This window comes from Stenotrophomonas sp. HMWF003 (genome assembly GCF_003061285.1).
Taxonomy (GTDB): Bacteria; Pseudomonadota; Gammaproteobacteria; order Xanthomonadales; family Xanthomonadaceae; genus Stenotrophomonas; species Stenotrophomonas maltophilia_AP.
In genome coordinates, this window is sequence record NZ_QAIW01000459.1 from 12,561 (window position 1) to 12,798 (window position 238).

The following is a 238-nucleotide window of genomic DNA, read 5'->3' on the forward strand; positions in this document are numbered from 1 at the left end:
CACGCGGCACACCGCCGGCGTGGTGGTGGCGAACACGACCGGATTGCCGGACGCACCCCCGTTGGCCGAGACCGAGAAGCGGCCGTCCACGCTGTACGTCGGCGCGCTCGGATTGGCCACGAACGTGTCGATCTGCTGCAGCGCTTCGATCACCACCAGCGTGTAGGACTGGCGGGCGGTGAAGCCATTGGCGTCGGTCACGGTGACGTCGAAGGCATGGCTGCCGGCGGCCGTCGCC

General features: G+C 69.7%; 1 protein-coding gene. It reads right to left on the minus strand.

Annotation, left to right across the window (positions count from 1 at the left end; genetic code table 11):
• The coding region (locus tag DBR34_RS21945; RefSeq protein WP_219928353.1) for a hypothetical protein at nucleotides 1-238 on the minus strand (238 nt) is incomplete at both ends.